The following is a 22253-nucleotide window of genomic DNA, read 5'->3' as shown; positions in this document are numbered from 1 at the left end:
CCGTGGGCGGGCCCGAGGGGAGGGAAAGGCTCCGCCGGCGGCCGGGCCCCGGGAGGCCTCGACGGCCGATCCGGACCACGATGGACAGTGGCGAAAGCCCGACAACGGGCGGCCGCCTCTGCTAGATTGGTCTATACCACAACGTCACACTCCAGATCGGCAGGCCCCGCGTGGAAGTTGTCATCGTCCCGGACGCCAAGGCAGGCGGCGAGCTCATCGCGGAGGCCATGGCCGCCCTGGTCCGGCGCAAGCCCGACGCCCTGCTCGGGGTGGCGACCGGCTCTACCCCGCTGCCCATCTACGAGGCCCTCGCCGCCCAGGTCAAGGCCGGCAAGGTCGACGCCTCGAAGGCCCGCATCTGCCAGCTCGACGAGTACGTCGGCCTGCCGGCCGGGCACCCCGAGTCCTACCGCGCCGTCGTCCTGCGCGAGGTCGTCGAGCCGCTGGGCCTGTCCGAGGCCTCCTTCATGGGCCCCGACGGCAGCGCCGCCGACATCGTCGCCGCGTGCGACGCGTACGACCAGGCCCTCGCCGCCGCCGGCGGCGTCGACCTCCAGCTGCTCGGCATCGGCACCGACGGGCACATCGGCTTCAACGAGCCCTGCTCCTCGCTCGCCTCCCGCACCCGCATCAAGACGCTGACGGAGCAGACCCGCGTCGACAACGCGCGCTTCTTCGACAACGACATGGAGCAGGTGCCCCACCACGTCATCACCCAGGGCATCGGCACGATCCTCGACGCCCGCCACCTGGTCCTGCTGGCCACCGGCGAGGGCAAGGCCGAGGCCGTCGCGCAGACCGTCGAGGGTCCGCTGTCCGCCCTCGTACCGGCCTCCGCGCTCCAGCTGCACCGCCACGCCACGGTCGTCGTGGACGAGGCCGCCGCGTCCAAGCTGAAGCTGGCGGACTACTTCCGCCACACGTACGCCAACAAGCCCGCCTGGCAGGGCCTGTAAGCGCGCAGGCGCCCGCGAGTACGGCGAAGGCCGGGTTTCCCCTGGGGGAAGCCCGGCCTTCGCCGTGTACCCGCACACGGGCGGAGCGGACGCGGCGGAGCCGGACACCCCCGTGACGGGTGCCCGGCTCCGGTCCTTGCGGCGGCTAGACGCCCGCGATGATCTCCGCGGCCGCCCGCCCGCACACCCGGGCGGCGCCGTGCGTGGCGATGTGCAGCGCGCCGCGCGGCTCGGCCCGCGGCAGGCCCATCTCGACCACGATCGTCTGCGGCCGCGCCGCGACCAGCGCGTCCAGGGCCTCCGTCATCCACGGGTGGCGGTGCGCGTCGCGCACCACCGCGACGACGGTACGGCTCCCCGCCGCGGCCAGGATGCCGGAAGCGGCCGAACCCTGCGGGTACACGCCCGACTCGGTACCCGGGATCAGCGCGGCCAGTTCCCCGGCCACCCCCCACGGGGTCTCGTCGCCGACCGCGATGTTGGCGACCGGGGTGAGCGTCGCGACGTACGGCGCGTTGACCGGGGCGGCCGCGGCGGGCGAACCCGTCACGACCACGGCGCGGCGGGCCGCCGCCAGTCCGATGCCGGGCGCGCTGCTCCCCTCCGACCGCGCGCCCTGACGGACCTGACGGGTCCACTCGGCCAGCGAGCGGACCCGGGCGGCGGCCTCGGCGAGCCGCTCCTCGGGCAGTGCGCCCTCGCGCACGGCCGCGACCAGCGCGTCGCGCAGCCGCAGCACGGTGTCCTCGTCGGCGAGCCCGCCGCCGACGCAGATGGCGTCGGCGCCGGCCGCGATGGCCAGCACCGATCCGCGCTCGATCCCGTACGTCCCGGCGATGGCGTTCATCTCCATGCCGTCGGTGACGATGAGGCCGTCGTAGCCGAGCTCCTTGCGCAGCAGACCGGTGAGGATCTGCGGGCTGAGGGTGGCCGGCCGGGTCGGGTCCAGGGCGGGCACCAGGATGTGCGCGCTCATGACGGCCTTGGTGCCGGCCTCGATGGCCGCCCGGAACGGTACGAGTTCGCGCGCGGCCAGGGTGTCGAGGTCCACGTCGATGCGCGGCAACGCGTGGTGCGAGTCGACGTTGGTGTCGCCGTGGCCGGGGAAGTGCTTGGTGCAGGCGGCGACGCCGGCGGCCTGGAGGCCCTCGACGTACGCGGCGGTGTGCCGGGCGGTGAGCCGGGTGTCGGCGCCGAAGGACCGTACGCCGATGACCGGGTTGTCCGGGTTGGAGTTGACGTCGGCGGACGGGGCCCAGTTGAGGTTGACCCCGCACTCGGCGAGGCGGCGGCCCAGCTCGCGGGCGACGTCGCGGGTCAGGTCGACGTCGTCCACGGCGCCGAGCGCCAGGTTGCCGGGGAAGGACGAGCCGCCCCGGACCTCCAGGCGGGTGACGTCGCCGCCCTCCTCGTCGATGGCGACGAGGACGTCGTCCCGCTCGCCCCGCAGCTGCGCGGTCAGCGCGGCGAGCTGCTCGGGCGAGGCGATGTTGCGGCCGAAGAGGCCTACGGCGGTGAGGCCCTCGGAGACCCGGCGCAGCAGCCAGGCGGGGGCGGTGGTGCCCTCGAAGCCGGGCTGGAGGACCGCGAGCGCGTCCCGGGTCAAGCCGTCATTCGAATCAGGCGCAGTCCTGCGGTGCGCAAGGACAGTCATGGGCCGTTATCCCTTCACGGCGCCGGCGGTCATGCCGCCGACGGCCTTGCGCTGGAGGAAGACGAAGATGAGCAGCACCGGGACCGCGAAGAGCGAGGACGCGGCCATGGTGGCGCCCCAGTCGTTGCCGAAGGCCGTCTGGAACTGGGTCAGCCACAGCGGCAGGGTCTGCGCGGTCTTGTCCTTGTTCAGGATCAGGACCATCGCGAACTCGTTCCAGGCCGTGATGAAGCCGAAGAGCGAGGTGGACATCAGGCCGGGGGCCAGCAGCGGGAAGATCACCTTGCGGAAGGCCTGGCCGCGGGTGCAGCCGTCGATCTGGGCGGCTTCCTCCAGGGTCACCGGGACGGCGGCGATGAAGCCGCGCAGGGTCCAGATGGTGAAGGGCAGGACCATCACGAAGTAGATCGCGGTGAGCAGCGGGAGGCTGTTCAGCATCTCGGAGTCACGGGCGATCATGTACATCGCGATGACCATGACCTCCCAGGGGGCCATCTGGGCCATCATCACGCCGAGCACGAGGCCCTTGCGGCCCTTGAACTTCATGCGGGCGATGGCGAAGCTCGCGGCGAGGGCGACGATCAGGGCGAGCCCGACGGCTCCGACGGTGACGATGAAGCTGTTCGTGACGTAGGTCCAGAACAGGTCGACGCCGGTGGCCTTGGTGAAGTTGTCCGTCGTCGGGGTGAAGACGAAGACGGGGTCCTTGGAGAGGATCTCGCTGGACGGCTTGAGCGCCGAGGAGAACATCCAGTAGACGGGGAAGACGAAGAGGACGGCCAGCAGCAGGGCGCCTGCGTTCTTGACGACCGCAGCGGGGCGGATCGGCCGGCGGTTGCGCAGCTGCTGGGGCTTCGCGGACGGCGCGGACGGCGCGGGCTTCGGGGCGGTGGTGGTGCTCACTGCTCCTCCTCCTGCTTCAGGATCAGACGGAAGTAGAAGGACATGACGATCACGAGCATCACGATCGTCAGGACGGAGATCGCCGCGGCCAGGCCGTAATGGCCCTGGCTCTGGCCCTCGACGTACGCGTAGATCGTCAGGGTCTCGGAGCCGCGGTCGGGGCCGCCCTTGTTCATCGCGTAGATCTGGGTGAAGGCCTTGAAGACCCAGATGACCTCGAGGAACGTGGTGACCAGGAAGAACGACTTGAGGTTCGGGAAGACGACCTTCCAGAAGGTCTGCCAGCCGTTGGCGCCGTCCATGCGCGCGGCCTCGTACAGCTCGCCGCTGACGGTGGTCAGGCCGGCGTACATGTTGAGGGCGACGAAGGGGATGGAGCCCCAGGCCACCAGCACCGTGATGATCACCATGGTGGACAGGCCGGTCTCGAACCAGTTGTGCTGGTCGTAGCCCGCGAAACCGAGCGTGCGCATCACCCAGTTCATGACGCCGAACTGCTCGTCGAACAGCCACTGGAAGACGGTCACGGAGGCGACGATCGGCATGGCCCAGGCCATCACCAGCGCCATCGACAGGACCAGGCGCATCCACTTGCCGAGCCGGTTCAGCAGCAGGCCGATGAGGCTGCCGATCACCATGATCAGGAGGACGTTGGCGGCGGTGAAAAGGAAGCTGCGGACCACCACGGTCCAGAACTGCGCGTCACCCAGCAGCTCGGTGTAGTTGTCCACGCCGTTGAACGGCGACTTCCGCTGGATGAACTCGATCTTGTCGACCTTCTGGAACGACAGGATGATGTTCTTGACCAGCGGGTACAGCAGCAGGATCGCCATGCTGAGCACGGCCGGCCCGATCAGGAGGTAGGGCAACCACCCTGAGGGGAGCGACTTTCTGCCCCCGCGAGGAGACGTGGACGCTGCCTTCGTCGCTCCGGTGGGCGGCGGCGTCTGGGCCGGCCCGGCGGACTTCTGTGGTGCGTCCTGTGGAGCGGAGGTCGCCGCTCCCTGGGAGTGCACGGTCATGTCTTGGCTTCCTCGCGGTTGACTGTGGCGACTCGCACCCGCTTCCCCGCTCGGAGCAGGCGGCGCTTACGTCTGTCAATGCGCGACCGGGGGCGCGGCGGGCGCTGCGGGCGCCCGCCGCACCCCCCGGTGCGTTCACTTCTGGTACTCCAGGTACTGCTGGTGCTGCCGGTACCGCCGGTACTTCGGGGTGTTACTTGTTGATGCGGTTCGCGATTTCCTTGTCCGCGTCCGCACCCGCCTTGGCGGCGTCCTCACCCTTCAGGACCTTGGCCATGAACTCCTTGATGGGGTTCGGCTCGGTCTCGACGTTCGCCCAGCCCGGGGTCACCGGGGTGATCTTGCCGTTGGCGCCCGCCTTGGCCATCGCCTCGGCGAAGGAGCCCGCCGCCGGGGTGAAGTTCGCGCCGACCTGGTTCGGGAGCAGGGCACCCTTGGTCTCGGCGGCGTACTTGGTCATCTGGTCCTTGCCTGCGGCGAGGGCCAGCCACTCCTTGGCGAGGTCCTTGTTCTTGGAGCGCTCGGCGATCGCCAGGTTCGAGCCACCGAGGAAGACGGTGCCCGGCTTGTCGGCGGTCTTGCCCGGGATCGGGAAGTAGCCGAAGTCGGCTTCCTTGCCCGCCTCCTTCAGCGCCTTCTCGGCACCGCCGGCCTCCCAGCCGAGACCGATCCAGGAGGCGACGCCACCCTTGGGAACGACGTCGGTGGACTGCTGCGGGTTCGCCTCGTCCTTGTCCTTCGGGGCGGTGGAGAAGGACTGGAGCTTCTTGTAGAACTCCATCGCGGAAGCGGCCTGGGGGGTACCGAGACCACCCTTCCACTTGTCGCCGTCCTTGGTGGCGAGGTCGCCGCCCTCGTCCCAGATCAGACCGGCGAGGACGTACCAGCTCTGGCCGGGCAGGTAGATCGGCTGCGAGGCCGGGTCGGCCGCCTTCAGCTTCTCCAGACCGGCCACCCACTCGTCGCGGGTCTTCGGCGCCGTGACGCCGGCCTTCTCGAAGGCCTTCTTGTCGTAGATGACGACGCGGTTGGCCGCGTACCACGGAGCGGAGTAGAGCTTTCCGTCGATCTCGGCCGAGGCCAGACCGCTCTTGTTCCAGGCGTCCGCGCCGAGCTTGGGCTTGTCCTTGGTCAGGTCGGCGAGGCCACCGGTGACCGCGTAACCGGCGGTCTGGGTGTTGCCGAGCTCCAGAACGTCCGGCGGGGTGTTCTCGGAGAGGGCCGTGGTGACCTTCTCCTGGATGCCCTTCCACGGCTGGACCTCCACCTTGACCGTGACACCGGGGTGCTTGGCCGAGAACTCCGCGTTGACCGCGTCGATCCAGGTCTTCGGTGCGGAGCCGTCCATCACCCAGACGGTGATCTCCTTGGCGCCACCCGCGTCGGTCTTCGCCTTGTCGTCGCCGCCGTTGCCGCACGCCGCGACTCCGACCATCATGCCCGCGACACTGACCGCCGCGATGAGCTTGCGCTTCACGCCACCCTCCTCAGGGATGCTGCCTGCAACTTCCCTCGCCCGCCGCGGTGACTCAAAAGCGTCAAGTACTGCCCGTGGGGCCGGGATCCGATCCATATTGGTGTAGACCAGTAGCTGGAGCTTGGCCTAGACCTTTAGGGGTGTCAAGGGTCTAATGAGCGGGTGCTCGGTCCGTTATCGGACCGACACCTGGGGGAGGGAGGAGGCCTGTCCTCCCACCCGTGTCACGATGTGACCGCACATATCGGAGGAGCCGGTGACGGCAACGAAACTGGAGTCGGGAAGGCGGGCGGCGATGGCCACCGAAGGGGCGACCACGGAGCCGGATGGCGGGGCAGCCACCCGCACGGCACGCGTGCCCAAGTACTACCGACTCAAGCGGCACTTGCTCGACATGACCGAAACACTGCCACCGGGCACGCCGGTACCGCCCGAGCGCACGCTCGCGGCCGAATTCGACACCTCCCGCACCACGGTGCGACAGGCGCTCCAGGAGCTCGTCGTCGAGGGACGGCTGGAAAGGATCCAGGGCAAGGGCACCTTCGTCGCCAAGCCGAAGGTCTCCCAGCCGCTCCAACTCTCCTCGTACACCGAGGACATGAGGGCCCAGGGCCTGGAGCCCACGTCCCAGCTCCTGGACATCGGCTACGTGACGGCCGACGACACCCTCGCCGGTCTGCTCAAGATCGCCACGGGCGGCCGGGTCCTGCGCATCGAGCGGCTCCGGCTGGCGAGCGGCGAGCCGATGGCCATCGAGACCACCCATCTCTCGGCCAAGCGCTTTCCCGCGCTGCGCCGTTCGCTGGTCAAGTACACGTCCCTCTACACCGCCCTGGCCGAGGTGTACGACGTACGCCTCGCCGAGGCCGAGGAGACCATCGAGACCTCGCTGGCCACCCCGCGGGAGGCCGGCCTGCTCGGCACCGACGTCGGCCTGCCGATGCTGATGCTTTCGCGCCACTCGCTGGATGCCGACGGAGAGCCCGTCGAGTGGGTGCGTTCCGTCTACCGCGGCGATCGTTACAAGTTCGTCGCCCGACTCCAGCGCCCCGCCCTCTGATCCGTAGTTGACTCTCGTTCCCGCTATGCGGACGGGGGCTTACCTCCAGCGGTCGGGCCCCCGTAGATTCCCTGCGCTTACGCAGATGATCGACGAGGGGACGAGAGATAATGCCGGAACCGGAAGCATCGGAAACAGAACGGAACGCGGCGGGTCCGGGCACCACGCCGGGCTCGCCCTCTCCATCGGGGGGCCCGGCGGACGCGCGGGGCGGCCTCGGGGGCATGTCCCCCAGGTCGGTGGCCCTGTGGGTGCTCGTCGGCCTTGTGGGGGCCATCGGCTGGGGCGTGCTGGCGCTCTCGCGCGGCGAGGAGATCTCGGCCGCCTGGCTGCTCGCCGCCGCGCTGGGCTCGTACGCCATCGGGTACCGCTTCTACGCGCGCTTCATCGCGAACCGTGTCCTGAAGGTGGACAAGACCCGCGCCACCCCCGCCGAACGCCTTGACAACGGTGTCGACTTCCACCCGACCGACCGACGGGTGCTTTTCGGCCACCACTTCGCCGCCATCGCCGGCGCCGGGCCGCTCGTGGGTCCCGTACTCGCCTCGCAGATGGGCTACCTGCCCGGCACCATCTGGATCGTCGTGGGCGTGATCTTCGCGGGCGCCGTCCAGGACATGGTCACGCTCTTCTTCTCCACCCGGCGCAACGGCCGCTCGCTCGGCCAGATGGCCCGGGACGAGATCGGCCCGGTCGGCGGCGCCGCCGCGCTGGTCGGCGTGTTCGCCATCATGATCATCCTGCTGGCGGTGCTGGCCCTGGTCATCGTCAACGCGCTGGCGCACTCGCCGTGGGGCGTCTTCTCCATCGGCATGACCATCCCGATCGCCCTCTTCATGGGCTTCTACCTGCGCGTCCTGCGCCCGGGCCGGGTCACCGAGGTCTCCGTCGTCGGTGTCGCGCTGCTGCTGCTCGCCATCGTCGCGGGCGGCTGGGTCGCGGAGTCCTCGCTGGCGGACACCTTCACCTTGGAGAAGGAGACGCTGGTCATCTGGATGATCGCGTACGGCTTCGTGGCGTCCGTGCTGCCGGTGTGGATGCTGCTCGCCCCGCGCGACTACCTCTCCACCTTCATGAAGGTGGGCACGATCGGGCTGCTCGCCGTGGGCGTGGTCATCGCCGTGCCGACGCTGAAGATGCCGGCGGTCACCGACTTCGCCTCGCGCGGCGACGGCCCGGTCTTCGCCGGCTCGATGTTCCCGTTCGTCTTCATCACCATCGCCTGCGGAGCACTGTCCGGCTTCCACTCGCTGGTCTCCTCGGGCACCACCCCGAAGATGATCCAGAAGGAGACCCAGGTCAGGGTCATCGGCTACGGCGCGATGCTGACCGAGTCCTTCGTCGCCGTCATGGCGATCATCGCCGCCTGCATCATCGATCCGGGCCTGTACTTCGCGATCAACTCCCCCGGCGGAGTCGTCGGAGCCACCGTCGAGACCGCCTCGCAGGCGGTGACGAACTTCGGCTTCGCCATCTCCCCCGAGGCCCTCGCGCAGGCCGCGAAGGACGTGGAAGAGACCAGCCTGCTCTCCCGTACGGGCGGCGCGCCGACCTTCGCACTCGGAATGTCGGAGATCTTCTCGGCCGTGATCGGCGGCGCCTCGATGAAGGCGTTCTGGTACCACTTCGCGATCATGTTCGAGGCCCTGTTCATCCTGACCACGGTCGACGCGGGCACCCGCGTGGGCCGCTTCATGCTGCAGGACACCCTCGGCAACGTGCACAAGTCCTTCAAGGACGTCAGCTGGAAGCCTGGCGTCTGGTTCGCGAGCGCGGTCGTCGTCGGCGGCTGGGGCTACTTCCTGTGGGTCGGCGTCAAGGACCCGCTGGGCGGCATCAACCAGCTCTTCCCGCTGTTCGGCATCGCGAACCAGCTCCTCGCCGCGGTCGCCCTGGCCGTCTGCACCACCCTGCTGATCAAGTCCGGCCGGCTCAAGTGGGCCTGGGTGACGGGTGTTCCACTGGCGTGGGACCTGGCCGTCACGCTCACCGCCAGTTATCAGAAGATCTTCTCCGACAACCCGAAGATCGGCTTCTTCGCGCAGCGGGACGTCTACCAGGACGGCATCGACGCGGGCAAGGTCCTCAAGCCCGCGAAGACCATGGACGAGATGCACACCGTGGTCACCAACGCCACGGTGGACGGTGTCCTGTCGGTGTTCTTCGCGCTGCTGATCATCATCGTGCTGGTGGACGCGGCCCGGACCTGTCTCAAGGCCATCCGCAAGCCCGAGTCGGTCACCCTGGCCGAGGTACCCTGGACCGAGTCCAGGCTCGTCGCGCCGGCCGGGCTGATCCCGACCGCCGAGGAGCGCGCGGAACTCGCCGCCGCCGGCCTCGACACGGGCGGGGGCCGCGTGAAGGAGCCCGTCACGTGACGGGCCTTCGCCGTGCGCTGGGCCGCGCCCGGTTCTTCGTACGGGAGTTCTCGGGCGAGGCGGCGTACGACCGCTACGTCGCCCACGCCCGTACGCACGACCCGGACGCGGAGGTCCAGACCCGCCGGGCCTTCGAACGCGCCCGTACGGACGCCCGCGAGGCCGACCCGCGCGAAGGGTTCCGCTGCTGCTGAATCCGTGGGTCCTACAGGGCCGTCACGCCTCCCGCACCGCGGGAAACGTGGCGGCCCTTTTTCCCGCCCTGTCGCACACTCGGAGCCATGGACATCCTCATCAGGCCGGCAGTGGCCGCCGAATACGAAGAGCTGGGCGAGATCACCGCGCGGGCGTACCTCGACGACGGGCTGCTGGACTTCGCCGAGGGCGACCCCTACTTGGGCCGGCTGCGCGATGTCGCCGGCCGGGCCGCCGACGGCGAGGTGCTCGTCGCGGAGTACGACGGCACGCTGCTCGGCTGTGTGACCTTCGCCCCTCCCGGCAGCCCGCTGGCCGACATCGCCGGACCCGGCGAGGCGGAGTTCCGGATGCTCGCCGTGTCCCCCGCGGCGCGCGGCCGCGGCGCCGGCGAGGCCCTGGTGCGGGCCTGCATGGCCCGCGCCCGGGACCTGGAGGACGTGAGCCACCTGGTGCTCTCGACCACGGAGAAGATGCTGGGAGCCCACCGGATCTACGACCGCCTGGGCTTCGTCCGGACGCCGGAACGGGACTGGTACCCGGTCCCGGGGCTCCCCCTGCTCACCTACCGTGTCGAGCTGTGACGGTGCGCCGACTTCGGTGAACGACACAACATGTGGGGGCTACCGCGAGGGACCGCCCCCACATGTATGCTCATGCTCGCTGTCGCCGCAGGGGAATCCGGTGAGAATCCGGAACTGTCCCGCAACGGTATGAAATGCACCGATCCGCTCGGCGCATCCGCAAGTCCGAGGACCTGTCGACAGTGCGCCCGGCTCGACCGAACCGGGTGCAGATACGTCCGGGCCCCGCGGTTGGGCCGGTGGACGCCACGTGGTGCATGTGTGCCCTGCCGGGCCCGCGCTTTTCCACGTGCGCCCCCTCGCGCCCCGCACCACGGTGTTCCCGGGCCGAGCGAGGAGAGCTCCCCCCGTGACCATCGCGCCTTCCGCACCGCGCGCCGAGTCCGACCCGTCCGCATACGACACGGTGACCGGGGGCCCTGGGGCCGCGCTGTTGCGCACGCTCACCGAGCTGACCGCCGACTTGCCCGACACGGACCCCGGCCGGGTCGCCGCCGCCGCGCTGCGCGGCCGCAGCGCCGCCGCCGACGAGGCGGAGCTGCGTACGCTCGCCACCGAGGCGGCCGCCGGGCTGATCTCCGAGGACCCTGCATACTCCCGCCTCGGCGCCCGCCTGCTGACGCTGGCCGTCCGCGACGAGGCCGCCGGCCAGGGCGCCACCTCCTTCTCCGGCTCCGTCGAGGTCGGCCACCGCGAGGGGCTGATCGCGGAGCGCACCGCGGACTTCGTACGCCTGCACGCGAACCGGCTCGACGCGCTGGTCGAGCACGCGCTCGCCGAGGGCGCGGACGACCGCTTCGGCTTCTTCGGCCTGCGCACCCTGCACAGCCGCTACCTGCTGCGCCACCCGATCACCCGCCAGGTCATCGAGACCCCGCAGTACTTCATGCTGCGCGTGGCCTGCGGCCTCGCCGAGAACGATTCGGTCCAGGCCGTCGAGGAAGTGGCCTCGCTGTACCGGCTGATGAGCCGCCTCGACTACCTGCCCTCCTCCCCCACCCTCTTCAACTCCGGCACCCGGCACCCGCAGATGTCCTCCTGCTACCTGCTGGACTCCCCGCTGGACGAGCTCGACTCGATCTACGACCGCTACCACCAGGTCGCACGCCTGTCCAAGCACGCCGGCGGTATCGGCCTCTCGTACTCCCGCATCCGCGCCCGCGGTTCGCTGATCCGCGGCACGAACGGCCACTCCAACGGCATCGTGCCGTTCCTGAAGACCCTCGACGCCTCCGTCGCGGCGGTGAACCAGGGCGGCCGCCGCAAGGGCGCCGCCGCCGTCTACCTGGAGACCTGGCACGCGGACATCGAGGAGTTCCTGGAGCTCCGCGACAACACCGGCGAGGACCAGCGCCGTACGCACAACCTGAACCTGGCGCACTGGGTGCCGGACGAGTTCATGCGCCGCGTGAACGCCGACGCCGACTGGTCGCTGTTCTCCCCGGCCGACGTCCCCGAGCTGGTGGACCTGTGGGGCGACGAGTTCGACGCCGCGTACCGCAAGGCCGAGGCCGGGGGCCTGGCCCGCAAGACCATGCCCGCGCGCGACCTGTACGGCCGGATGATGCGCACCCTCGCGCAGACCGGCCAGGGCTGGATGACCTTCAAGGACGCCTCCAACCGCACGGCGAACCAGACCGCCGAGCCGGGCAGCGTCGTCCACTCCTCGAACCTCTGCACCGAGATCATCGAGGTCACCAACGACGGCGAGACGGCCGTCTGCAACCTCGGCTCGGTCAACCTCGGCGCCTTCGTCGTGGACGGCGAGATCGACTGGGAGCGGCTGGACGAGACCGTCCGCACCGCCGTGACCTTCCTCGACCGCGTCGTGGACATCAACTTCTACCCGACCGAGCAGGCCGGCCGCTCCAACGCCCGCTGGCGCCCGGTGGGCCTGGGCGCCATGGGCCTGCAGGACGTCTTCTTCCAGCTGAAGCTGCCCTTCGACTCCCCCGAGGCGAAGGCCCTGTCCACCAAGCTCTCCGAGCGCATCATGCTGGCCGCCTACGAGGCATCGTGCGACCTCGCCGAGCGCGTTGGCCCGCTCCCGGCGTGGGAGCAGACCCGCACCGCGCGCGGCGTCCTGCACCCCGACCACTACGACGTCGAGCTGAACTGGCCGGAGCGCTGGGACGCGCTGCGCGCCCGTGTCGCGAAGAGCGGCATGCGCAACTCGCTGCTCCTGGCCATCGCCCCGACGGCGACCATCGCCTCCATCGCGGGCGTGTACGAGTGCATCGAGCCGCAGGTCTCCAACCTCTTCAAGCGCGAGACGCTGAGCGGGGAGTTCCTCCAGGTCAACGGCTACCTGGTGCAGGAGCTCAAGCGGCTCGGCGTCTGGGACGCCCAGACCCGCGAGGCGCTGCGCGAGGCCAGCGGCTCGGTCCAGGGCTTCGGCTGGATCCCGGCGGAGGTGCGCGAGCTGTACCGGACGGCGTGGGAGATCCCGCAGCGCGGCCTGATCGACATGGCGGCGGCCCGTACGCCGTTCCTCGACCAGTCGCAGTCGCTGAACCTGTTCCTGGAGACGCCGACCATCGGGAAGCTGTCCTCGATGTACGCGTACGCCTGGAAGCAGGGCCTGAAGACCACGTACTACCTGCGTTCGCGCCCGGCGACGAAGATCGCCCGCGCCGCCTCCGGCAGCACCGTCCCGGCCGCCGCCACGCCCCTCCCGCAGGCCGTCGACGCCGACGCGCTGGCCTGCTCCCTTGAGAACCCCGAGTCCTGCGAGGCCTGCCAGTAATGAGCTCCACCGACACGACGAAGTCCGTACCGACCAAAAACCTGCTCGACCCGGGCTTCGAACTGACCCTCCGCCCCATGCGCTACCCGGACTTCTACGAGCGCTACCGGGACGCGATCAAGAACACCTGGACCGTCGAGGAGGTCGACCTCCACTCGGACGTCGCCGACCTCGCGAAGCTGACGCCCTCCGAGCAGCACATGATCGGCCGTCTGGTCGCGTTCTTCGCGACGGGCGACTCGATCGTCTCGAACAACCTGGTGCTGACGCTGTACAAGCACATCAACTCCCCGGAGGCGCGCCTGTACCTGTCGCGCCAGCTCTTCGAGGAGGCCGTGCACGTCCAGTTCTACCTGACGCTGCTCGACACGTACCTGCCCAACCCGGACGACCGGGCGGCCGCCTTCGACGCGGTCGAGGAGATCCCCTCGATCCGTGAGAAGGCCCAGTTCTGCTTCAAGTGGATCAACGAGGTCGAGAAGCTCGACCGGCTGGAGACGCAGGCCGACCGCCGCCGCTTCCTGCTGAACCTGATCTGCTTCGCGGCGTGCATCGAGGGCCTGTTCTTCTACGGGGCGTTCGCGTACGTCTACTGGTTCCGCTCGCGCGGCCTGCTGCACGGCCTGGCGACAGGCACCAACTGGGTGTTCAGGGATGAAAGCGCCCACATGAGCTTCGCCTTCGAGGTCATCGACACGGTCCGCAAGGAGGAGCCGGAGCTCTTCGACGACGGGCTCCAGCAGCAGGTCACGGACATGCTGAGGGAGGCCGTCGAGGCGGAGCTCCAGTTCGGCCGCGACCTGTGCGGTGACGGCCTGCCGGGCATGAACACCGAGTCGATGCGCGAGTACCTGGAGTGCGTCGCGGACCAGCGCCTGGTCCGCCTCGGCTTCCCGCCCGTCTACGGCTCGCAGAACCCGTTCTCCTTCATGGAGCTGCAGGGCGTCCAGGAGCTGACGAACTTCTTCGAGCGCCGCCCGTCGGCCTACCAGGTCGCGGTCGAGGGCACGGTCGACCTGGACGAGGACTTCTAGGTCCTGATGACCGCGGAAGGGTGGGCCGGGCGGGCGCGGCTGCGGCCGGGCGGGCTGCTGTACGGCGGGGCCGTGGGCCCCGCGTCCGCCCACGCCCACCATTCCGTGCAGCTCATCGCCACCCTCGGCGAGGACGAGCTGCTGATGGCCGGCCCTTCGGGGGACCCCTTCGGCTGCCGGGCGTACGTGGTCCCGGCCGGGGTGCGCCACAGCGTGCTGCGCGGGGTCCCGCGCGGGGTCCTGCTGCATTACGACCCCGCCTCGGCCGCCGGGCGCCGGCTCGCGGAGTCGGCGGGGGACGCGCGGGGCCTCCTGCCGCCCGGGCTGCCCGCCGACCCCTTCGCGGCGGCCTGCGCCCTGGACTCGGTACTCCCCCAGGGCCCACTGCCCGGGGCGGACCCGCATCCGGGGCTGGCACGGGTGCTGGCCTGGCTGCCCGGGCGGGAGCGGGTACGGCTGGCGGAGGCGGCAGAGGTGGCACGGCTGTCGGAGAGCCGGCTGTCGCACCTGTTCCGGGCCGAGCCGGGGCTGCCCTTCCGCTCGTACGTGCTGTGGCTGCGCCTGATGCGGGCCGCCGAACTCACCACGCTGGGGCAGAGCGTGACGGACGCGGCGCACGGTGCGGGATTCGCCGACGGGGCGCACCTGAGCCGGGTGTGCCGCCGGATTGGCCTTCGAAGCCGAGCTGCGCCGCGCCCGGGGCGCCGCGCCCGACACCGCGGCCATGTGGACCGCGCTGGAGCGGGCGCACATCCTTTCCCAGGCCTGGGCCTGGCCGCACACCCGGGCGCACTGGCACATGTTCCGCCTCGCGGTCCGCTGCCGGGACCGGGCCGAGACCGTGGGCCAGGTGGTGCGGATCCTGGTGGCGGGGGCCGGCTCACTGTCCGGGCGCGTGCCGTACGGCAACACGGGGCGCACGAGCGCGGGGCTGCTCACGCCGATGCCGATACCGGAGGACCTGCGCGTCCTGCTGGGCCGCGCGGATCTGCCGGTCGACGCGGCGCTCGCGCGCGGCTCCGTAGAGGGAGGGGCCCAGTAGCAGGGCGGCGACGGCGAGGACGACGAGGAAGTCGAGGAAGGTGTTCATGCCTCCACTCTCGCCAGGACGACAGAAACCCGACAGTGGCAGGACTGTCACAAGAGAACGAATTACTGCCACACTGGGGTCATGCTGAAGACTTCCTCGCTGAACAACGTGGCCGTGGCCGTGGTGAACGGGGTCGCCCCCTTCGAGATGGGCATCTTCTGCGAGGTCTTCGGGATCGACCGCAGCGCGATGGGCCTGCCGACGTACGACTTCGCCGTCTGCGCGATGGAGGACAATCCGCTCACCGTCGGCGACGGCCACTACCGCCTCACCCTCCCCCACGGCCCCGAGCGGCTGGAGGAGGCGGACCTGATCTGCCTGCCCGCCGACCGCGAGGCCCCCACCCGCGACTATCCGGAGCCCCTCCTGGAGGCCCTTCGCCGGGCCGCGGACCGGGGCGCGCGCCTGCTGAGCGTGTGCAGCGGCGCCTTCCTGCTGGGGGCGGCGGGCCTGCTCGACGACCGGCGCTGCACCACGCACTGGCTGCACGCCCCGGCCCTGGCCCGCCGCTATCCGCGGGCCAAGGTCGACCCGGACGTGCTGTACGTGGACGAGGGCTCGGTGATCACCTCGGCCGGCACCGCCTCCGGGATCGACGCGTGCCTGCACCTCGTACGGCAGGAGCAGGGCGCGGAGGTGGCCAACACCATCGCGCGCCGGATGGTCGTACCGCCGCACCGGGACGGCGGGCAGGCGCAGTACATCCAGCGCCCGCTGCCCCGGACGTCCTGCGACACGGTGGGCGAGGTCATCGGCTGGATGGCCCGCCACCTGGAGGAGGAGATCACGGTGGAGCAGCTCGCGGAGCGGGCCCACATGTCCGCGCGGACCTTCGCCCGCCGCTTCCTGCAGGAGACGGGGACGACCCCGTACCAGTGGGTGCTGCGCCAGCGGGTCCTGCTGGCGCAGGAGCTGCTGGAGTCCACGGACGAGACGGTCGACGCGATCGCGGGCCGCTGCGGCTTCGGTACCGCGGCCGCCCTGCGCCACCACTTCCTGCGCACGCTGGGAACCACCCCCAACACCTTCCGCCGGACCTTCCGGGGCCCGGCCGCCGCCTAGCCGGCTACGCGGCCGCGGCGGCTACGCGCCTACGCGGCTAGCGGCTACGCGTTCGGGACGGTCTCGTAGCGCGGGGTGCCCTCTTCCATCTGCTTCAGCGCGTCCTTGCGGTCCCGCTTGGAGAGCCGGTCGATGTACAGGTAGCCGTACAGGTGGTCGGTCTCGTGCTGCAGGCAGCGTGCGAAGTAGCCCGTGCCGCGCACCTTGATCGGGTTGCCCTGCGCGTCCTGGCCCTCGACCTCGGCGTAGTCCGGGCGGGCCAGCGAGGCGTAGGCGGTCGGGACCGACAGGCAGCCCTCGTTCGAGTCGTCCAGGACGCGCGCGGAGGCCGGCAGCTCGATCAGCTTCGGATTGACCACGACGCCCGTGTGGCGGTTGCCGTCGTCGTCCGGGCAGTCGTAGACGAAGACCTTGGCGTCCACGCCGATCTGGTTCGCGGCCAGGCCCACGCCCTCGGCGGCCTTCTGGCTGGCGAACATGTCGTCGATCAGCCGCGCCAGCTCGTCGCCGAACTCGGTGACGTCCTTGCACTCCCGGTGCAGGACCGGGTTGCCGACCACCGTGATGGGGCGGGCCGTACCGCGCTCGCGGTGGGCGAGCTCACGCGCCTCACCGTCCTCGGTGTCCACGACGTATCCGTCGTTCACGACCTCGACAACGTCGTTCTCCTGCTGCGCCATGTCCGCCGTACGCCTTCCGTAAGTCCCAGTCCGCCGAGCGCCGGATCACAGATGTGCCGGTACAGCGTCTCCGATTAGCTGAGCGGTCCCATGGTAGACGTGGTGTCCGGTACGGGTTCTACCCACCGTGGAGGGTGGCGTGGACATGCAGGTGCAAGCCCGCGTCCGGTGCTGTCACATGACCGAGCGGCCCCCGCTCAGCAGACTTCTTCGAGATCCCGCCACTCGCGGGACTCCGGGCTGTCCGCGACCCATCCGTCGAGCAGCCCGCGCACGAGCCCGGCCGGCGCCGCGATCCCGCATTCCCGCTCGGGCACCCACAGGGATCCGGACCCCGCCGTACGGTGCCCCAGCGGGCCGGGGTGCCCCGGTTCGCTGTGGTCGTGCGGGTCCAGGTGCTCTCCGTCGCCCTCGCCGCTCGGCATCGCGCTCTCCGAGCAGGTCCGGCAGAGCAGCCGCACCGACGAGGACCAGTCCTCGGCGGCGAAGCCGGCGTCGGAGGCCAGCTGCTCCAGGGCGTTGCGGTCGGCCTCTGTGCCCGCCTCCAGCAGCACCACCCAGGTCGGCACCGGGGAGGGCGCCCACAGCTCGATCTCGTCGAAGACGGGGTAGGAGGGGCCGGCGGCGGTGACGCGCTCCCCGTGCGGGACCCCGTCGTGCAGTACGACCTCGCCCCAGCGCCGCCCCGAGGAGGGCAGCGGGATCGACAGGACCTCCATGCGGGCCGGGTCCAGCCGGCGGCCCCAGACCACCTCGGCCTCGCCCTCGGGCGACAGCCTTACGGCCGCGCTGCCCAGCTCCATGCCGACGGGCTCGGCGCCCGCGCCCGCGCCGTGCGGGTCTCCCGGCACCTTCAGCCCGTACGCCTGCCAGGCGCGGCGGGCCAGCGGCCAGTCCTGCAGCGCGGTGGCGGCGATCCCGACGTTCCACCAGTCCGGGGCGCCGGTCTCCCGGTCGAGCAGGGCCACGGCGCGCAGGCCGGCGGCCCGCGCCTGCTCCCAGTCGTGGCGGAACTTGTGGAGCAGCGCCAGGTTGAACCAGGACTCGGAGAGCCAGGGTTCCAGGTCCGCGGCTCTGGTCAGGAGCGCGCCCGCGTCCTCGTACCGACCGTCGCCGATCAGCGTGAACGCGCGGTCGGTGGCCTGCCGCCACGAGGCGGAGGGCCTGTGCCGTACCTTCCCGAAGATCCTCACGATTCCCGCCTGCCGGTCCGACGATGCAACGGTGCAGCCTTGCGGACTCTTCCGGACACTCTTACCGGACATTCTCGCCCGGGGACACTCTTACTGGCATCCAATCATGCCCACTCGGACGGCCGCTCATTACTCATGGGTTACCCAGGCGGGACGGGTACGACTCTGGCAGGTCCGCCCCGGGCGAGCACCCTGGCCAGACACTCCACCACCTCCGGCTGAAAGTCGTGCCCGGTGCCCAGCCGGAGCCGCTCCAGGGCCTCCAGTGAGCCGCCCGGGTGACGGGCCCCGCCCACGAGGTCGTCGTACGCGTTGACCGTGCGCACGATGCGGGCGGCGACGGGCTGCTCCCGGTACGGGTCCGCCTGCAGCTCCACCACGACCGCGACCTCGGCGGGGACCCCGGTCTGCCGGGCCACCTCCCCGCCCAGCCCGGCGATCCGGCGGGCTTCGGCGGCGGGCAGCTCGGCCGTGGCCCCCGCCGGGACCGGGTCGACGAGGGAGAGCTGCCCGATGTCGTGCATGAGGGCGGCGTACTCCAGCACCGTGAGCTCCCGCTCCGAGAGGCCCAGCTCCCGGCCCACGGCGCAGCTGAGGGCGGCGACGCGGCGGGAGTGGCCGGGCCGGGTGTAGCCGGCGATCTCGGTGGCGCGGGCCAGCGAGGTGATGGTCTGGCGGTAGGTGGTGCGGATGGCGGTGATCCGGTGGAAGGACATCTGGGTCAGCAGCAGCGGCACGCTGAAGACGGGTACCGCCCACAGGCCGGCGACGGCGACCCCCAGGGCCATCACCACGCCCGTGGCGCAGATCGCGGAGCCGATGCCGAGCTGGGCGCGCATCTCGTCGCGGAGCAGCGGGGCGAAGGGCCAGCCGGTGCGGGCCCGGGCGAGGACGGCGGCGAGGACGGCGTCGCACAGTGCCGTCAGCCCGAGCAGGAAGAGCAGGAAGAGCACCAGGTACGAGCCCTGGCCGACCCAGTCCTCCAGCCGGCCGGAGTTGTAGAGCGGCTGGAAGCAGACGGCGGCGAAGGTGACGGTGAGGACCCGGCGGGCCAGGTGGTCGAGGGCGGGGCCGCGGCCCCGGGCGATGTGCGGGACGATCCCGACGAGGGCGGCCGCGACGACGACGGCGACGATCTGCAGGACCCCGTGGCGGGTGGGCTGCCCGGCGTTCTGTCCGAGGAGGGCGTACGCGAGCGCTCCGGCGGAGCCGAGCGGCGCGGGCTGGCGGCGGGCGGCGTCGCCGCGGTCGCGGCGGGCCAGCTCGCCGATGGCGATCAGGGTGCCGAAGGCCAGGGCGACCCCCGGCTCGACGAGCCCGTTCCACAAGGTGTGCCCGAGCGCGGCCAGCGTCAGCAGCCCGGCGGCTCCGCGCAGGCCCCCGGCGGCCCATGCCCTCACGTGCCCGCTCCCGCCGGGCCGGCGCCGTCCCCGTCACGGCCGGCCCCCGCGGGCCCGGCCGCGGATCCGGCCGGGCCGGCCTGGGGCGCGGCGGCACCGGCCTCCGGGGGCCGGCCGGCCTGCGCGGGAAGTCCGGCGAGCACCGGGGCGCTCTGCTCCGCGTCGGTCCCCGGGGCGCGGGCTCCGACACCGGTGGGCACCGTCCGGTCCGTGTCCGCCGCCGGGCCGGGGGCGCCCGCGCCGGCCGGGGCGCCCGAGGGGATCACCTGGAGGTCTTCGTCCGAGGTCACCTTCGGGTGCCAGCCATGGCGGCCGATCGCCTCCACCAGGGCCCGCACCATCTCCGGGTCGAACTGCGCCCCCGCGCACCGTTCGAGCTCGGCCAGGGCCACCGGCACCGGCCGGGCCCGGCTGTAGGACCTGGTCGAGGTCATCGCGTCGAAGGCGTCGGCCACCGCCACCACCCGGGCCAGCACGGGGATCTGTTCACCGGTCAGCCCGTACGGGTAGCCGGAGCCGTCCACCCGCTCGTGGTGGTGCAGGATCGCGGCCCGGGCCTCGCCCAGGAAGCCGATGCCCCGCACCATCTCGTGCCCGTACTCGGGGTGCAGTTCGATGATCCGGCGTTCCTCGGGGGTCAGCGGTCCGTCCTTGCGCAGCAGTCGCGTGGGGACGCCCAGTTTGCCGACGTCGTGCAGGATCCCGGCGATGCGGACGACCTCGAGGCGGTCCTCGCCCATGCCCAGCTCACGGGCGATCATCGCGGAGGCCTCGCCGACCCGCTCGCTGTGGCCGCGCGTGTAGCGGTCCTTGATGTCGACCGCCTGGACCAGGGCCCGGATGGTGGCCTGGTGGGCGGCGCGCTCGCGGTGGTACTGGGCGAAGACCCAGCAGGAGATGTACATCGGCAGCAGGACGAGCAGTGCGGCCGGGAGTCCGTACGGGCTGCGCCACATGACGGCCATCATCAGCCCGGCGAGGCCGTGCACGCAGTGCGGGGCGAGGGACCGGGTCAGCAGTCCGCGCCAGGCGGTGGCGGCGGGCCGGCGTTCGGCGGTGGCCAGGATGCCGCCGTCGAGGGCGGTGAGCACCAGGCAGAAGGCGACGGCCGCGGCGGCGGCGGGGAGCATCACGTAGGGGAAGTCGGCGACCCAGCCCGCGGGACCGGGGGCGCCCGGCGCACCGGGTGGGCCGGTATCGCCGAAGGATCCCGCGCCCAGCGCCGCGGGCCCGCCCAGCAGCCCGTAGACGTGCCCGGCGGTCCAGGCGGCTATCGCCTGTTGGGCCGCGTGCCAGGTGCGCCGTACCCGGGCCGGCCGCTGCACCACGGTCCCGGCGAACGCGCCGGGCAGCGCGACGAGCGCGGCGGCGGGCGGTGGCAGCAGGAACACGGCGGCCAGCACCACGGGGAAGAAGGAGCCGAGTCCCTCGGGCACCCGGCGGCCCATGAGCGGGCAGACCTTGACGAGTTCGCAGCCGAGGTAGAGCAGGGAGAGCAGGCCGACGGAGGGCCACGAAGTGGCGGGATCGACGAGGGCCGGGGCGAGGCAGGCGCAGGCGGCGAGGACGGCGCACAGGATGTAGGCACGCGCCGACGGAAGTACCCGCATGGCGCTCTCCTCCCCCTGAGCCGTGCAAGCCAGGTACCGAATCAAACCAGTACCGAATGGGGAGGATAAGTGGGGCCGGGAGCGAGCTGGGCCACATTTTCGCATTGCACCATGCGGCCGCCCCCGGATTACCACCTTCGGGTGAAGGAAGTGCCCTTCCGGGGGCGGCCGTTCAAGATCGTTCAATCGGGTACTACTTCATCGGCACACGCGGCCGAATTCAGCCCTTCGCTGATCCCGGCAGCGGTTCGGCGACGGCCGGCGCGGCGGTGATGTCATGGTCCGGCACGGCCTGACCCGAACGGATGAGTTCGATCCGTCCCATCACCTTCGACCGCAGGTCGGTCGGTACGTCGTCCGATCCGCAGCAGCGCTTGACCAGCTTCTTCACGGCCTGCTCCAGGCCGTACTTCTCAAGACAGGGATTGCACTCGCCGAAGTGCGCCTCGAACTTCGTGCAGTCGCCTTCGGGCATCTCCTGGTCCAGGAACTCGTATAGGTGGTCCAGGACCTCGGAGCACTCCGTCTCGTGCGCATCTCCGCAGCTCATGAGCCCGAGCCTTTCAGGTCGTTCGACTCTCCCGCGCCGGCCGGGACGAGCCCGCGCTCACGGGCATAGTCCTCCAGCATTCCGCGGAGTTGACGGCGGCCACGGTGCAGTCGCGACATGACCGTACCGATGGGTGTACCCATGATGTCCGCGATCTCCTTGTACGCAAAGCCCTCTACGTCGGCAAGATAGACCGCGATGCGGAACTCCTCCGGAATGGCCTGAAGCGCTTCCTTCACATCCGAATCGGGCAGGTGGTCGAGCGCCTGCGACTCGGCGGAACGCAGCCCCGTCGACATGTGCGACTCGGCGCGCGCCAGCTGCCAGTCCTCGATCTCCTCCGCCGCACTGCGCTGGGGCTCGCGCTGCTTCTTGCGGTAGGAGTTGATGAAGGTATTGGTCAGAATGCGGTACAGCCATGCCTTGAGGTTGGTGCCCTCGCGGAACTGGTGGAACGACGCGTACGCCTTCGCGTACGTCTCCTGGACCAGGTCCTCGGCGTCGGCCGGATTGCGCGTCATGCGCAGGGCGGCCGAGTACATCTGGTCGAGGTAGCCGAGGGCGTCCCTCTCGAAGCGCGCGTTGCGCTCCGGGGTCGTCTCCTCCGCGTGGCCTTCGTCGGTCCCAGCGACAGGACCCACCTCCTCCGACTGCGTGGC

General features: G+C 70.9%; 19 protein-coding genes, 1 pseudogene and 1 riboswitch. Of the genes and pseudogenes, 10 read left to right on the top strand and 10 right to left on the bottom strand.

Features of this window, described 5'->3' with window-relative positions; genetic code table 11:
• The first annotated feature begins 170 nt into the window (after nt 1–170).
• Nucleotides 171–956, top strand: a complete 786-nt coding sequence (gene nagB, locus J7F03_RS13940; protein WP_214949321.1) for a glucosamine-6-phosphate deaminase — start codon at nt 171–173, stop codon at nt 954–956.
• 145 nt (nt 957–1101) lie between these two features.
• Here the strand turns inward: nagB and J7F03_RS13935 are convergent, their stop codons facing one another.
• The 4 genes from J7F03_RS13935 to J7F03_RS13920 form a co-directional block, all read right to left on the bottom strand.
• Nucleotides 1102–2610 (bottom strand): glycoside hydrolase family 3 protein, encoded by a 1509-nt coding sequence (locus J7F03_RS13935; RefSeq protein ID WP_214949320.1) that lies wholly within the window; start codon nt 2608–2610, stop codon nt 1102–1104.
• A 6-nt stretch (nt 2611–2616) separates the two neighbouring features.
• Nucleotides 2617–3453 (bottom strand): carbohydrate ABC transporter permease, encoded by an 837-nt coding sequence (locus J7F03_RS13930; protein WP_251071905.1) that lies wholly within the window; start codon nt 3451–3453, stop codon nt 2617–2619.
• Nucleotides 3454–3509: 56 nt separating this feature from the next.
• Nucleotides 3510–4535 carry a carbohydrate ABC transporter permease gene (locus tag J7F03_RS13925; protein WP_214949319.1) on the bottom strand — a complete coding sequence of 342 codons (1026 nt, stop codon included), beginning with the start codon at nt 4533–4535 and terminating at the stop codon, nt 3510–3512.
• Between the two features lie 193 nt (nt 4536–4728).
• The gene (locus J7F03_RS13920; RefSeq protein ID WP_214949317.1) at nt 4729–6012 is read right to left on the bottom strand and encodes an extracellular solute-binding protein; all 1284 of its coding nucleotides are present in this window, start codon (nt 6010–6012) and stop codon (nt 4729–4731) included.
• 295 nt (nt 6013–6307) lie between these two features.
• Between J7F03_RS13920 and J7F03_RS13915 the strand changes: the two genes are divergently transcribed.
• From J7F03_RS13915 to J7F03_RS13875, 9 genes and pseudogenes are all read left to right on the top strand, one after another.
• Nucleotides 6308–7072: a GntR family transcriptional regulator gene (locus tag J7F03_RS13915; RefSeq protein WP_214949462.1), complete on the top strand. Its 765-nt coding sequence runs from the start codon at nt 6308–6310 to the stop codon at nt 7070–7072.
• A 224-nt stretch (nt 7073–7296) separates the two neighbouring features.
• Nucleotides 7297–9450 carry a carbon starvation CstA family protein gene (locus J7F03_RS13910; protein WP_214949315.1) on the top strand — a complete coding sequence of 718 codons (2154 nt, stop codon included), beginning with the start codon at nt 7297–7299 and terminating at the stop codon, nt 9448–9450.
• Nucleotides 9447–9644, top strand: a complete 198-nt coding sequence (locus tag J7F03_RS13905) for a YbdD/YjiX family protein (RefSeq protein WP_214949313.1) — start codon at nt 9447–9449, stop codon at nt 9642–9644. Before J7F03_RS13910 ends, J7F03_RS13905 begins: the two co-directional genes overlap by 4 nt.
• Nucleotides 9645–9731: 87 nt before the next feature.
• Nucleotides 9732–10229 carry a GNAT family N-acetyltransferase gene (locus J7F03_RS13900; RefSeq protein WP_214949312.1) on the top strand — a complete coding sequence of 166 codons (498 nt, stop codon included), beginning with the start codon at nt 9732–9734 and terminating at the stop codon, nt 10227–10229.
• Nucleotides 10230–10320: 91 nt separating this feature from the next.
• Nucleotides 10321–10403, top strand: a riboswitch (cobalamin riboswitch).
• 175 nt (nt 10404–10578) lie between these two features.
• Nucleotides 10579–12975, top strand: coding sequence for a ribonucleoside-diphosphate reductase subunit alpha (locus tag J7F03_RS13895; RefSeq protein WP_214949310.1), 2397 nt, complete (start codon nt 10579–10581; stop codon nt 12973–12975).
• Entirely contained in the window at nt 12975–14009 is a 1035-nt protein-coding gene (locus J7F03_RS13890; protein ID WP_214949309.1) for a ribonucleotide-diphosphate reductase subunit beta, read from the top strand. Before J7F03_RS13895 ends, J7F03_RS13890 begins: the two co-directional genes overlap by 1 nt.
• A 6-nt stretch (nt 14010–14015) precedes the next feature.
• Nucleotides 14016–14663 (top strand): annotated as a pseudogene (locus J7F03_RS42635) (helix-turn-helix domain-containing protein); the annotation flags it as partial.
• A 13-nt stretch (nt 14664–14676) separates the two neighbouring features.
• Entirely contained in the window at nt 14677–15051 is a 375-nt protein-coding gene (locus J7F03_RS13880) for a DUF3703 domain-containing protein (protein WP_214949308.1), read from the top strand.
• Nucleotides 15052–15180: 129 nt separating this feature from the next.
• A complete protein-coding gene (locus J7F03_RS13875; protein WP_214949307.1) occupies nt 15181–16161 on the top strand; it encodes a helix-turn-helix domain-containing protein in 981 nt (326 codons plus the stop codon).
• 44 nt (nt 16162–16205) lie between these two features.
• On the opposite strand, the gene def is transcribed toward J7F03_RS13875, so the two are convergent.
• From def to J7F03_RS13845, 6 genes are all read right to left on the bottom strand, one after another.
• Entirely contained in the window at nt 16206–16841 is a 636-nt protein-coding gene (gene def / locus J7F03_RS13870; RefSeq protein WP_214949306.1) for a peptide deformylase, read from the bottom strand.
• Nucleotides 16842–17038: 197 nt separating this feature from the next.
• Nucleotides 17039–18034 carry a hypothetical protein gene (locus tag J7F03_RS13865; RefSeq protein WP_214949305.1) on the bottom strand — a complete coding sequence of 332 codons (996 nt, stop codon included), beginning with the start codon at nt 18032–18034 and terminating at the stop codon, nt 17039–17041.
• Nucleotides 18035–18174: 140 nt separating this feature from the next.
• Complete coding sequence (locus J7F03_RS13860) at nt 18175–19434, bottom strand: HD domain-containing protein (RefSeq protein WP_308379478.1); 1260 nt, start codon at nt 19432–19434, stop codon at nt 18175–18177.
• On the bottom strand, nt 19431–21044 hold the full coding sequence (locus tag J7F03_RS13855; RefSeq protein ID WP_214949303.1) for an HD-GYP domain-containing protein: 1614 nt from the start codon (nt 21042–21044) through the stop codon (nt 19431–19433). Before J7F03_RS13855 ends, J7F03_RS13860 begins: the two co-directional genes overlap by 4 nt.
• Nucleotides 21045–21264: 220 nt before the next feature.
• A complete protein-coding gene (rsrA, locus tag J7F03_RS13850) occupies nt 21265–21594 on the bottom strand; it encodes a mycothiol system anti-sigma-R factor (protein ID WP_214949302.1) in 330 nt (109 codons plus the stop codon).
• Nucleotides 21591–22235 (bottom strand): sigma-70 family RNA polymerase sigma factor, encoded by a 645-nt coding sequence (locus tag J7F03_RS13845; protein WP_008741505.1) that lies wholly within the window; start codon nt 22233–22235, stop codon nt 21591–21593. Before J7F03_RS13845 ends, rsrA begins: the two co-directional genes overlap by 4 nt.
• Nucleotides 22236–22253 lie beyond the last annotated feature (18 nt).

Source organism: Streptomyces sp. ISL-43 (genome assembly GCF_018614195.1).
Lineage (GTDB): Bacteria > Actinomycetota > Actinomycetes > Streptomycetales > Streptomycetaceae > Streptomyces.
This window is presented reverse-complemented; position numbering and strand designations above follow the sequence as displayed.